General features: G+C 67.8%; 1 protein-coding gene (cut by a window edge). It reads right to left on the bottom strand.

Annotation, left to right across the window (positions count from 1 at the left end; translation table 11 throughout):
- Positions 1 to 49: 49 nt before the first annotated feature.
- Positions 50 to 14,590, bottom strand: the 3' portion of a protein-coding gene (locus NOF53_RS13415; RefSeq protein WP_374212610.1) for a non-ribosomal peptide synthase/polyketide synthase. The gene runs 19,224 nt beyond the window's last position; only the last 14,541 of its 33,765 coding nucleotides appear in the window; its start codon lies beyond the right edge, outside the window; its stop codon occupies positions 50 to 52.

Below are 14,590 nucleotides of genomic sequence, written 5' to 3'. Positions count from 1 at the left end.
CGTGCCCGTCCGGGCGGTGGGAGAACAACTCCCACCGCCCGGACGATGCTCAGCGTCCTGCTCGCTTCCGAGCCTGCGAGACCAACCCGGACAGCGCCGCCACCCAGCACTGTCCGAAGTCGTCCACCTCGGAGGCCGTCAGAATCCCCGGTGGGAACGACATGAACGCGGTCAACTGCCGGCCCGCGTCCGTGTCGGTGATCACCGACTGAATGTCGAGCACCGCTTGGGCGGGCATCTCACTGTTCACCGGTCCGCCCGTCACCGAGGTTTCGAAATCGGGCAGCCAGTCCAAGCCCTGCACCGCCTCGGGAATCTCGGCAGCATTGACACGGCCGATGTAGTTGAACACGATCTGCGGCTCCGGCCAGCTGCTCATCACTGCAGCAGTCTCCGGGTTGAGGTACCGAAGCAGACCGTAGCCGATTCCCTTGTCCGGGATGGTTTTCAGCTGACCGCGGACCGCCTCCACGGCGTCCACACCAGCGCGACCACCTTGCATGGCATCCGCGATGTCGACACCGGCCAGGTCGAGTCGAGCCGGGTACATCGTAGTGAACCAGCCGACCGTCCGGGACAGATCCGCCCCCGGGACCACGGATTCTTCACGACCGTGGCCTTCGAGCGTGATCACCGCCGACGGCTCGTCGATACCGCGGCCTCGCCGCCAGGTGGCCACCGCGAGCGCGAGGGCGGCGGCAAGCACGTCACCGATCTCGGCGTCGAGCGCGCCGGGAGCAGTCCCGAGCAAGGCCTCCGTGACCAGCACGGGAACATCGACCCGGGTGCGTTCCAGTGTGTTGACGAGGTCGGAACGAATGTCGAGTTCCCGAGAGCCCAGCACGGGATCCGGGCCGGTGAGCATCCGCTCCCAGACGCCCAGTTCGGCCACCCGTTCCGGACTCGCGGCAGCGTCGAGGAGGCCGTCGATCCACCGGCGCAGCGATGTCCCCACCGGTTCCAACGACGCCGTCTGTCCCGCAGCGATCTGGGCACCGGCTGTTGCAAGATCCGGGACCAGGATGCGCCACGACACCGAGTCGATCACGAGGTGATGGGGAACAACCAGCAGACGACCGGCCCGGTCCGACTCGGCGGGGTCGAACCAGACGAACTGGAGCATCGAACCTGCGCGGGGGTCGAGCCGGTCGAGCGCCTGCGCGAAGGCGGCACTCGCGACCTCGTCGAATTCCGGTGAACCGGGTTCGGCGGTGACGGCGACACGCTCCACCACTCCGTCGACGTCCACGCTGCCCGCGGGTGCTATCTCGAGGGCAGGTCCCGACGACTCCGACACCAGTGTGGCGCGGAGGGCATCGTGCTTGTCCACCACCGCGGTGAGTGTCTCGACCAGCTGCGCACGCTCGATTCCAGCAGGCAGCGTCAGCATCAGCGGCATCACGAAGCGGTCGAAGTTCCCGCCGCGCTCGACCATCTTGCGGGCGACCGGGGTGAGCGGCACCGTGCCGACACCGCCACCCTCGTACTCCTGCAACGCTGCTGCCGCGGACTCGCCCGAGTCGGCGACCGCCGCCAGTTCGGCGACGGTACGCCGCTCGAACACGTCGCGTGCGGTGAAGTGGATACCGGCCGAGCGTGCCCGCGCCACCAGCTGGATGGAGACGATGCTGTCGCCGCCGAGCTCGAAGAACGAGTCGTCGACACCCACGCGGTCCCGGCCGAGCAGTTCCGCGAAGATCGACGCCAGCACGCGTTCGCTGTCGGTGCGCGGCGCCCGGAACTCGGCCGCCGAGGCGAAGTCGGGCACCGGAAGGGCACGCCGGTCGAGCTTGCCGCTGGTACCCAGCGGCAGTTCGCCCAGCACCATCACGGCGTCCGGCAGCATGTAGTCGGGCAGCGATTCGGCGACGAATCCGGTGAGCGCGGACGTGTCCACGGCCGAACCCGGCTTCGGGACGACGTACGCCACGAGTCGTGCGCCCACCTCACTGTTGTGGACGATCACCGCCGCCTGCGCTACCTCGGTATGGCGGGCGAACGCCTCCTCCACCTCGCCGAGTTCGATACGCAGGCCGCGGACCTTCACCTGGAAGTCGGTACGGCCGACGAACTCGAGGTCACCGTTCTCGTTCCACTGCACGAGGTCACCGGTGCGGTACATCCGCGCGCCGTCCGCGCCGAACGGGTCGGCGACGAACCGTTCGGCGCTGAGCCCGGCGCTGTTGATGTATCCGCGCGCCAGCTGGGCACCGTCGAGGTACAGCTCACCGGGAACACCGATCGGCGACGGCTTCAGGTGCGCATCGAGCACGTAGGCGCGGGTGTTCCAGACCGGGGACCCGATCGGCGCGATGGTCCCGGTGTGCGCACGGTCCACGGCGTGAGCCGCCGAGTTGATCGTGACCTCGGTCGGTCCGTAGAGATTGACCAGTTCCGCCGAACCGATCCGTGCGAGACGATCCGCCGCCGACTGCGGGAGCGGCTCGCCGCCGGCGAAGACCAGGCGCAGCGAACCGCACCGGTCGGCCGTGGCCGCGTCGAGGAACATCGTCAGCACCGAGGGCACGAACTGGACCACCGTCACCGATTCCGCGCCCACGGTCTTCGCCATGTACTCGGGATCGCGGTGACCGTCCGGGGAGGCGACGACGAGGGTGCCGCCGACCACCAACGGCAGGAACAGCTCCCACACCGAGGCGTCGAACGTGAAAGGCGTCTTCTGGAGCACCACGTCCTCGGCACCGATGCCGTAGACGTCCCGCATCCACGCGAGCTGGTTGGCCAGCGCGGAGTGCGGAATCGCCACGCCCTTGGGGCGTCCCGTCGAACCGGAGGTGTACAGCGCGTACGCCAGGTTCGCCGGTTGGAGCGCACTGAGCCGCTCGGCATCCTCGACTGCGGCGTCGGAGTATCCGGAGAGATCGAAGTCCTCCACGAGATACACCGGCACGTCGACGTCGAGATTGGCGATGTCGTCGGCAACGCTCAGCACACACGCCGGGGCAGCGCTATCCACCACGTAGGTGGTCCGGTCGGCCGGGTGCTCCGGGTCGATCGGCACGTATGCACCGCCCGCCGCGTGGACGGCGTACAGGCTGATCACCATGTCGAGGGAGCGGCGCATCGCGATGCCGACCACCGAGTCCGGGCCCACACCCAGCGAGATCAGGTGACGGGCCAGCCGGTTCACCCGCGCATCGAACTGCGCGTAACTCAGTCGCTCCTGCCCGGCGACCACGGCGGTCGAGTCCGGGGTGCGAGCCACCTGGGCACCGAACATCGAGACCACCGACAGGTCGGAGACGCGGTGCGTGGTGTCGTTCCACCGGGACAGCACGAGGTCTCGTTCGTCCTCCGCCAGCAGGTCGAGATCACCGACCAGCGTGGAACTGCCGGCCGCGATGGTGTGCAGGATCCGGTCCAGCCGAGTCCCGATCCGCTCGACAGTGTCGGCCCCGAACACGTCCGGAAGGTACTTGAGGACCAGCTGCACCTCGGCATCCGACTGCGCCAGCAGGCTCAGCGGGTAGTGCGAGGCGTCGCTGATCTGCGCACCGGTGACCCGCAACCCGTCGATATCGCTGGACTCGGTGAGGCCGGCGCGATCGATCGGGTACGACTCGAACACCGTCAACGTGTCGAACAGTCCGCCGATTCCGGCGATCTGCTGGATTTCGGGCAGGCCGATGTGGTGATGCTCGAGCAGCGCCGACTGTTCAGCCTGCAGACGCTCGAGAAGCCCGAAAAGTGACTCGCGGGGATCGATGCGTACGCGGATGGGGATCGTGTTGATGAACAGACCGACCATCGATTCGATGCCGTTGACCTCCGGCGGACGACCCGACACCGTGGCACCGAAGACGACGTCATCGGACGCCGTCATCCGGGCCAGGAGCAGACCCCACGCGGCCTGAACGATGGTGTTCATCGTCAGGCCCCGGTCGCGGGCGACGCGCGCCAGGTTCTCGCTGACCGGCGCGCCGAGCCGTACCGCGAACTCGGCGGGTTCGGAGCGCACCCCGCCGCTCGGAGCGGGGGCGAGCACCGTCGGACCGTCGAGCCCGGCAAGTGCGTGGGCCCACGCGGTCCGTGAGGCGTGAGTGTCACGGTCGGACAACCAGCTGAGGAAGTCCCGGTACCCACGTACCCGCGGCAACACCGAGGCGTCTCCCCGCGTGGCGTACAGGACCAGCAAGTCCTTCATCAGCAGCGGCATCGACCATCCGTCGAGCAGGATGTGGTGGTTGCTGATGGAGAAGCTGTACGTGTCGGGGCCCGTGCGAATCAGCAGGAATCGCATCAACGGTGGGCGTGACATGTCGAAGCGAGCCGAGTGGTGCTCACTCAGAACGGTACTCATCCGTTCTTCGCGTGCCGCCTCGGACAGTCCGGACAGGTCGATCTCTTCCCACGGCAGTTCCACGGAATCGGCGACCACTTGCACCGCCGACCCGGCATCGTCGGTGACGAAGGCGGTGCGCAGGTTCGCGTGACGCGCGATGAGCGCCTCGGCGGCAGCACGCAACCGGGCGGCATCGACGGTGCCTGCGAAGCCGAGCACCACCTGCGCGGTGTACACGTCGACCGCGTCCTCGGCGAGGACCGAGTGGAAGAACATGCCGGACTGCAGAGGTGCCAGTGGCCATACGTCGGAGGCCTCCGGGTAGCGCTGTTCCAGGACCTCGAGATCGTCCTGGGTCACCGTGACGAGCGGGACATCCGACGGGGTGAGACCGCCGCCGTCCGGACGCGATGCGTGCTCGGCCAACGCGGACGCCGCTGCGTGCCAGAGTTCGGCGAGTTCCCACACGTCGGGCTCGTCGAGGATCTCCTCGGCGAACACGATCTTCGCCTCGAGCTGGGGACCCGATGCCGTTTCCGAGGTGACGGCGTTGATGCTCAGCACCGCAGGCGCCACCATCTCGTCATCCATTGCGCCACCGAACTCGCCCGAGTCGCTGTCGGGGACCCAGCCGAGATCCCGGATCTCCTCCGGAAGGTCGACCGAACCCGCACGACCGAGATAGTTGAAGCCGATCTGCGGCGTCGGCAGCGTTGCCAGTGCCGGAGCGGTTTCGTCGTTCAGGTACCGCAGCAACCCGAAGCCCATGCCGCGGTCGGGGACGGCTAGGAGCTGTTCCTTGACGGCTTTCAGAGCCGCACCCGCTGAGGGTCCACCGGCGAACGCCTCGGCCAGGTCGGCACGGGAGACGTCGAGGCGCACCGGGAAGAGGCTGGTGAACCAGCCCACGGTCCGCGACAGGTCGGCACCCGGGACGACGGCTTCTTCGCGGCCGTGTCCCTCGAGATTGATCAACACCGAGCGATCGCCTTCGGCCTCGTCGACTCCGGTCTTGTCCCGGCGCCACTGCGCGACTGCGAGCGCGAGGGCGGCGAGAAGGCCGTCGTTGACGCCACCGTTCACCGACTGCGGGATCGAGGTGAGCAATGCCTGCGTCACCGGTGTGGAAAAGGTCATGCTCAGCCGGCGTGTCCGGGCAATCACGTCCCGCTCGGGGTCGAAGGCACGTTTGCCGAGAAGCGGATCGGTGCCGTCCAGCATGGTCCGCCAGAAGTCGAGTTCGGCCACGCGGTGCGGCGACTTCGCTTCCTCCACCAGCCCGTGCGCCCACGCCCGCACCGACGAGCCGACCGGCTCGAGCTGCGGCTTCTGCCCTTGCGTGATCTGAGATCCCGCGGTGGCGAAGTCGGGCAGAAGAACTCGCCACGACACACCGTCGACGACGAGGTGGTGCGCCAGCACCAGCAACCGTCCACTCTGTCCGGGCAGCGACTCGGCGGGAGCGAACCAGACGAATTCCGCCATCCGCCCCGACGCCGGATCGAGGCGGCTGGCGGCGCGGTCGAGTGCCGCGCGTCCCAGCCGCTCGAACGCCTCGGTACCCGGCTTATCGGTGAACTCGACGCGTTCGAACAGCTCGTCGGCACTGAAAGTGTCACCGGCGGGCAGGGTTTCGAATGCCCACTCGTTCCCCGATGCGGTCAATCGAGAACGGAGGATGTCGTGATGACTCAGGATCGCGTTCACGGTCTCCACCAACTGCTCCCGGGTCACGCCTGCAGGAGTGGTCAGCAGAACGGCCTGCGAGAACCTGTCGAACCGGCCCGCGCTCTCCGTCAGCCAGTGCGCGATCGGCGTGAGCGGTATCGAACCGACTCCGCCGCCGGGCAGCTCCTCGAGGGTCACCGACTCGACGTCGGTCGCCCAGGCGGCGACGTCGGCGAGCTCGGCAACGGTCTTGCGTTCGAAGACGTCTCGCGCCGAGAACAGGACACCGGCATTCTTCGCGCGCGTGGTCAGCTGAATCGACACGATGCTGTCGCCACCCAGGGCGAAGAACGAATCGTCGACGCTCACCCTGTCTACACCGAGGACCTGCGCGAAGACGTCGGCAATGGCCTTCTCCATCGGCGTCGACGGCGCACGGAACTCAGTGGTGACCGAGACGAACTGGGGTTCCGGTAGCGCCTTGCGGTCCAGCTTCCCTGCGGGTGTCATCGGCACCGAATCGATCGGCATGATCGACGACGGCACCATGTAGCCCGGCAATGTCTCGGACACGAACGCGGACAGCTCGGCGACGTCGATCGACGCACCCGGGGCCGGCATCACGTAGGACACGAGAACGGTCTGGCCGGTCTGCTCACGGTGATGGCCGACGGTGACCGCGAAGTCCACGCTCGGATGCCGGCCGAGTTCGGCGTCGATTTCGCCGAGTTCGATTCTGAATCCCCGGACCTTCACCTGGAAGTCGGATCGGCCGACGTAGTCGAGGATTAGGTCGCCGCGTCCCTCCGATCCCTCGGCATCCGAGTAGACCCAGCGGACGACGTCGCCGGTGCGGTACAGCCGCTCTCCCGGTCCACCGAACGGGTTGGCGACGAACCGCTCTGCCGTGAGGGCGAACCGGTTGTGATAGCCGCGCGCCACGCTGGGGCCGGCGACGTAGAGCTCGCCGGCAACACCGACCGGTACGGGGGTGAGACGGGAGTCGAGCACGACCACGTCGACACCCCGCGTCGGACCCCCGATGGTGACGGGCCGATCGGCCTTCATCGGGGAGCTCGACGTGCTCCAGATCGTCGCTTCGGACGGGCCGTACAGGTTGTACATGCGGCGGCCGGGCGCCCACCGCTGCATCAGCTCGGGGGGGCAGGCCTCACCGGCCACCGACAGGACCTCGATGCCACCGAGTCCGGCGGGATCCACCGTCGTCAGCGCCGCCGGGGTGATGAAGGCGTGGCTGACCTCCTGCTCCCTGAGCAGTCGAGCCAATTCTTCGCCGCCGTACACGACCCCGGAGGCGATGACCATCGTCGAGGCTGCGGCCACGGCCAGGAGCAGTTCGAACACCGAGGCGTCGAAGCTCGGCGACGCGAAGTGCAGGACCCTCGCCCCGGGCGTGAGCCCCAAGCGTTCGACCTGCTCCGTCGTGACGTTGGCCAGGCCGGTGTGGGTGACGACGACGCCCTTCGGCAGGCCCGTCGAACCCGAGGTGTAGATGACGTACGCCGCGTCATCCACCCGCATGGGACGAACTCGGGTGTCGTCGGTGACGGCCTCGGACGACACGGAGGCGCACGCGCTGTCCATCTCCTCGTCACCCAGGACGAGCCACCGCACCGTGTCCGGCAGGTCGGCGCTGTGGGCGCTCGTGGTCAGACCGATCTCCACGCGGGAATCGGTGACCATGTGGAGAATGCGGTCGTACGGGTAGCTCGGGTCTACCGGCACGAAGGCCGCACCCGTCTTCGCGACCGCCCAGATCGAGAGAATCGATTCCACCGACCGCGTGAGTGCGAGCGCCACGAAGTCGTCCGACCCGATTCCGCGGCCGATCAGCACCCGAGCCAGACGATTCGAGCGCTCGTCGAGTTCGCGGTAGGTGACCTGCTGGTTGCCGCACACGACCGCCACGGCATCAGGGTTCGCCTGCGCAGCTGTGGCCAGGATGCCTGCCAACGTCTGCGGCTCCACGGAAGCTGCGCCACGCACGGGCGCGAGGAACCGCTGCTCGTCGGTGTCGAGGATGTCGATCTCGCCGATGACGGCCGAGGCGTCGCTGGTGATCGCCTCGAGGATGCGACGGAACCGAAACGCGAACGCGGCGATGGTGCGTTCGTCGAACAGGTCGGTCGCGTAGGTGAACACCGCGCGCATCGGCGCGGAACCACCTGGCTCCGTGAGCTCCCCGGCAGCGTCTGCGAGGGTCAGCTGGAGGTCGAACTTGGCCGCGCTGATTCCCCCGTCGAGTCCCTCGACGGTGAGCCCCGGCAGTTCGAGGTGCGCCTGCTCGATGTTCTGGAACGCCAGCGCAACCTGGAACAACGGTGAGAAGGCGGTCGACCGCTCCGGCTGCAGGATCTCCACCAGACGCTCGAACGGCACATCGGTGTGCGTGAACGCGCCGAGGTCGTGCTGGCGCACCTGCGCGAGCAGATCGGCGAATCGGTCGTCGGCGTCCACCTGCGCGCGCAACACCAGCGTATTGACGAACATTCCGACGAGGTCGTCGAGAGCGGCCTCACCGCGGCCTTCTATCGCGGTGCCGATGGCGATGTCCTCGGTGGCACTGAGCCGGGCCAGCAGCACCGCCAGCGCGGCGTGCGCCACCATGAACAGCGACGCGTTGTGCTCGCGTGCGAGCGCGCCGAGGCGTTGACGGAGTTCCGCATCGATCTCGAACTCGAAGTTGGCGCCTCGCATCGACTGGGTCGGGGGCCGGGGGCGGTCCATCGGCAACGGCAGCACGTCCGGCAACCCGGCAAGGGTGTCGCGCCAGTAATCGATCTGCTTGGCGGCCAGCGAATCCGGTGCGTTCTCGTCGCCGAGCAGTGTGTGCTGCCACAGCGCGAAGTCGGCGTATTGGACGTCGAGCGGAGCCCAGTTGGCCTCGGATCCGGCGGCCCGGGCGCTGTACGCGATCACCACGTCACGCGCCAGCGGCGCCGTCGAGGCACCGTCCGCGGAGATGTGGTGGACGACGATCACGAGCACATGATGCTCCGAGTCGAGCCGCAGAAGGCGAGCCCGCACGGGGACTGCCTTCGCGACATCGAATCCGGCAGTGACCAGGCCGATCACCCGGTTCCGCAGGACCTCCTCGTCGGCGACGTTCTCGACATCCAGCGCCGAGAAGGCCTCGGCACGCGGCACGACCACCTGGCCGGGGCCCTCTCCCGTGTCCGGGTAGCGGGTGCGCAGCGTCTCGTGCCGTTCTACGACGTCCCCCAGGGCCTGTTCGAGCGCCGCGACATCGAGTTCGCCGGTCAACCGGATCGCGAGCGGGATGTTGTACGCCGCCGATGAGGTGTCGAACTGGTTGATGAACCACATGCGGGACTGCGCTGGGGACAACGGGATTCGCGCCGGCCGCGGTTGCGGCACCAGCGCGGGACGGCCCACACCCGCCGAATCGGATTGCTCGACACGTGCGGACAGGGCGATCACACTGGGCGCTTCGAACAGCTCACGCACGCCGATCGAGGAGTCGAGTGCGGCGTTCACCCGGGCCACCACACGGGTGGCCACCAGGGAGTTGCCACCCAGGTCGAAGAAGCTGGCATCGACACTGACCCGCTCGTGGCCGAGCACGTCGGCGAACACTCCCGCGACGATCTCCTCGACCGGGGTCCGCGGCGCCTTGTATTGGTCCGTGACACCGGCGAACTCGGGTTCGGGCAGTGCCTTGCGGTCGATCTTGCCGTTGATGTTGAGCGGCAACTGGTCGAGGGTGACGAGCGCCGCCGGCACCATGTATCCCGGCACCGACCGGCCGACGGATGCCAGCACGTCCGCGACGTCGAGCGAATCCCCCGCTTCGGGAACGACGAAACCGACGAGCCGGTCACCGGTGTGTCGATCGCTGTGGACGACGACGACTGCCTGGGCCACCGCCGGGTGCGCGAACAGTGCACGTTCGATCTCGCCGAGTTCGATACGGAATCCACGGACCTTCACCTGGAAATCGGAGCGGCCCACGTAGTCGAGGTTGCCGTCACGATTCCACCGCACCAGGTCACCGGTGCGGTACATCCGGGCGCCCGAAGGTCCGAAGGGGCTGGCCACGAATCGTTCCGCGGTGAGGTCCCGGCGGCCGAAGTATCCGCGCGCCAGCTGGTCGCCCGCCAGATAGAGCTCACCCGTGACACCGGCAGGCACGGGATGCAGACGGGCGTCGAGAACGTACGTCTGCGTGTTCCACTCGGGGCGCCCGATCGGGACGGACCCGCTCCGTTCGGTGCTGCCACACCGGTAGTGCGTGACACTGACAGCAGCTTCGGTAGGGCCGTACAGGTTGAAGATCTCGGCGTCGCTGACGTCACGCAAGCGCAGCACGGTGTCGGCCGGGAGTGCCTCACCGATGCAGAGCACCCGTCGCAACGACGCGAGCTGCGCCGGCTCGGCCACCGAGACGAAAGCCGCGAGGAGCGACGGAACGAAGTGCACGTTCGTGACCTGCTGCTCGGCAACGAGTTCCGCGAGGTACGACGGATCACGGTGACCGTCCGGCTTGGCCACGACGAGACGTGCCCCCGCGGTCAGCGCCCACCAGAACTCCCACACGGAGAGGTCGAAGGTCGCCGCCGTCTTCAGCAGAACCGAGTCGTCGGCTGTCAGGGGGTACTCGTCCTGCTTCCACCGCAACTGGTTCGCGATGGCGCTGTGGGTGATGGTCACACCCTTGGGGCGGCCGGTCGAGCCGGACGTGTAGATAACGTAGGCCGCGTGCGTGGACCGCAACGGTGCGCGGCGTTCGGCATCGCTGACCGGAGTGTCCGCCGTCCCGGTGAGGTCGAGCTCGTCGAGCAGAACCGAGTCCACACCAGCCGGCAGTGATTCGACCCCGCTTCGGGTGGTCAGCACACACACGGGTTGCGCGCTCTCCAGCACGTACGCCGTCCGCTCGGCGGGATGGTCCGGATCGATCGGTAGGTACACACCGCCGGCCTGCGCAATGGCATACATCCCGACCAGCAGTTCGACCGACCGCGGAAGTGCGAGGCCCACCACAGTCTCTGGTCCCACGCCCAGATCGATGAGATGCCGGGCCAGCCGGTTGACCCGCGCGGCGAATTCGCCGTAGGTCAGCGACTCACCCTCGAAGACGACCGCGGTGGCGTCGGGATTCCTCACGGCAGCCGCGGTGAACATGTCGGCCAGCGTCGTCTCGGGCAGTGCCCGTGCGGTGTCGTTCCAACGCGACACCACCTGCGCGTGCTCGGCGGCCCCGACCAACGGCAGATCACCGACAGCGACCTGCGGTGACTCGACGGCAGCGGAGAGCACCCGCAGGAACCGGTCCGCGAAGCTCTGCACCGTCACGGCGTCGAACAGATCGGTGGCGTAGGTGAACACGCCGGACATCTCCTCACCCTCGGGGCTGTCCCCGAGGACGAGATGCAGGTCGAACTGTGCTGTATCGCCCTCCATTTCGAGCGGTGCGACGGTGAGGTCGGGCAACTGCAGTTCGGACTTCGTCGTGTTCTGGAACGAATAGCCCACCTGGAAGATCGGGTGATGGGCCATCGAGCGTGCCGGATTGAGCACCTCGACCAACCGCTCGAACGGCACGTCGGCGTGCGAGAACGCCTCGAGGTCCGCTTCACGCGCACGGTCGAGGATCTCGTCGAAGCTCTGCCGGTCGTCCACGTGCACGCGCAGCGCGAGGGTGTTGACGAACATCCCGACGACGTCGTCGAGTTCACGCTCACCACGGCCGGCGATCGGCGTTCCCACCGAGATGTCGTCGGCGCCCGAGAGCCTGCGCAGGAGCACGGCGAATGCCGCGTGCACGGCCATGAACACACTGGCGTTGTGCCTGCGGGCCAGCGCAGCCAAGCCTCGGTGCAGTGCGGCGTCGATCGTGAAATCGACCCTCGCGCCACGGAGCGACTGCACGGGCGGCCGCGGGCGGTCCAGCGGAAGCTCGAGAAGGTCCGGCACGCCGGCGAGCGCCTTCTTCCAGAAGTCGAGCTGTGCCGAGATGAGGCTCTGCGGATCGTCCTCACTGCCCAGCAGTTCGCGTTGCCAGATCGCATAATCGGCGTACTGCACGGGAAGCGGTCCGAAGCCCGGCTCCCGTCCCGCTGCACGGGACGCGTAAGCCACCATGACATCGCGCACGAACGGCGCGGTCGACTCGCCGTCGGTGGACACGTGGTGCACGACGAGCGCGAGCACGTAGTCCTGGGGGGCCGTCTCGAACAACCGCATCCGGATCGGTGGGACGTCGGCGGTCACGTCGAATCCCGCGCTCGCCATCCCCACCAAGCGGGAGCGCAGTTCGTCGCCCGTAACGGGAACCGGTGCGAGATCGAGCGGTACCTGGGCGGCCGGGAGGATGACCTGATGCGGTCCGTCCGCGGAATCCGGGTAGGTAGTGCGGAGGGATTCGTGCCGTTCGAGCACGTCGAACACCGCCGCCCGCAATGCGTCCACGTCGAGCGCGCCCGTCAACCGGACCGCCAACGGGATGTTGTAGGCCGCCGACTCGGGGTCGAAACGGTTGATGAACCACATCCGCGACTGCGCCAACGACAGGGGAATGTGATCGGGTCGCTCGCGCGGGCCCAGCACGGGTCGGACCTCGTCGCTGGTCGCAGCGTCTGAGATCTGGGCGGCGAGTGCAGCCACGGTCGGCGCCTCGAACAGCTCCCGAACTCCTACCCGGAGCCCGAACGCCTGCCCCACCCGCGACACGACCCGGGTGGCACTGAGCGAGTTGCCGCCGAGATCGAAGAAACTGTCCTCCACGCTCACCACGGACAGGCCGAGCACCTCGCAGAAGATCCCGGCGACGGTTTCCTCTGCCGGTGTCGACGGTGCGCGGAACTCCGCACCCGCGGAGACGAACTCCGGCTCGGGCAGGCGCGCGCGATCCAGCTTGCCGATTCCGGTCAGTGGGATCTCGTCGAGCAGGATCACGACCGAAGGCACCATGTAAGGCGGAAGAGTCTCGCCGACAACCGATTTCAGCGATTCCGGCTCGACCGTCGCACCGTCGGCCGGAAGGACGTAGGACACGAGAGTCGTCAGGCCGGCGGGGTTCTCGCGGCCCACGGTCACAGCGAACTCGATATCCGGCTGTGCCGCGAGTGCGGCATCGATCTCACCGAGCTCGACGCGGAATCCGCGAACCTTCACCTGGAAGTCCGACCGGCCGACGTACTCCACGCGGTGACCGTCAGCCCACCGCACGACGTCGCCGGTACGGTACATACGCGAGCCGGGCTCACCGAAGGGGTTGGCCACGAACCGCTCCGACGTAACCGCCGGACGGTTGTGGTAGCCGCGGGTCACCGACGGTCCACAGATGTAGAGCTCGCCGGGAACCCCCTCGGGCACCGGACGCAGGCGTGAGTCGAGGATGAGGGATTCGACGCCGCGCAGCGGCTTACCGATCGTCACCCGTTCCCCGGCCACCATCGGTTCGGTGATGGTGACGATCACGGTCGTCTCGGTCGGTCCGTATGCGTTGCGCATCTCGCGGCCGGGCGCCCACCGGGCAACCAGCTCCGGTGTGCAGGTGTCGCCGCCGACCACGACGGAGCGGACGCAGTCGAGTCCCTCGGGGTCGACGGTCATCAATGCGGTCGGCGTCATGACGACGTTGTTGACCTGCTCGCGGCGGAGCAGGTCGGCGAGTTCGTCGCCGCCGTACACGTCCGCAGGCGAAATAACCAGGGTGGCACCGGCGCTGAACGCGGCGAGCATTTCACCGACGGAGGTGTCGAAGCTCGGCGACGCCACGTGCAGAAAGCGCGAACTCGGCGACACCACGTAGTGGTCACGGACTTCGCTGGTGAGGTTGGCCAGACCGCGGTGGGTGACCACGACGCCCTTCGGCTTGCCCGTCGAGCCCGACGTGTAGATCAGGTATGCCGGGTGATCGACGGCGAGCTGCCGGCGAAGATCGCTGTCCTGCACCGGCGCCGCAGACACCGCACTGGTCTCGTCGGCGAACTCGGGAGCATCGAGGGCGATCCAGGGCACCGTGCCCGGCAGATCGTCCCGATGACGACCGACCGTGAGCCCGAGGACGGCGCCCGAATCGGACAGCATCTCGCTGATCCGCTCGAACGGCAGCTTCGGGTCGACGGGCAGGTAGGCGCCACCCGCCTTGGCGATCGACCAGATTCCCAGAATCGACTCCACGGAACGGGTGATGGCCAGCGCCACGTAGTTCTCCGGTCCCACTCCCCGATCGATCAGCACGCGCGCCCACCGGTTCGACTGCTCGTCGAGTTCGCGGTACGTGAGCTCGCGGTCCTCGAAGGACAGCGCCACCGAGTCCGGTGCGAGGTCCACACCGGAACGCAGCAGCTCGGGCAGAGTGCGCGGTTCGAGCGACCCGGGACCGCGCACAGGAGCGATGGCGGCCTTCTCGGCCGCGTCGAGGATGTCGATGTCGCCGAGAATCATGTCCGGCTCCGCCGACACCGCACCGAGAATGCGGACGAAGCGGTCGGCGAAACTCTGCACCGTTCGCTCGTCGAAGAGATCTGTCGCGTAGTTGAACGACGCGACGATGCCTGCCGCTCCTCCGTCGACGTGACGCTCACCCACACTGAGCTGCAGATCGAATTTCGCGACGTCCAGCGGGGT

This window comes from Rhodococcus tibetensis (assembly GCF_024438035.1).
Classification (GTDB): domain Bacteria; phylum Actinomycetota; class Actinomycetes; order Mycobacteriales; family Mycobacteriaceae; genus Rhodococcus_F; species Rhodococcus_F tibetensis.
The sequence above is the reverse complement of the archived record's forward strand: the minus strand, read 5'-3'. Positions and strand labels throughout refer to the sequence as shown.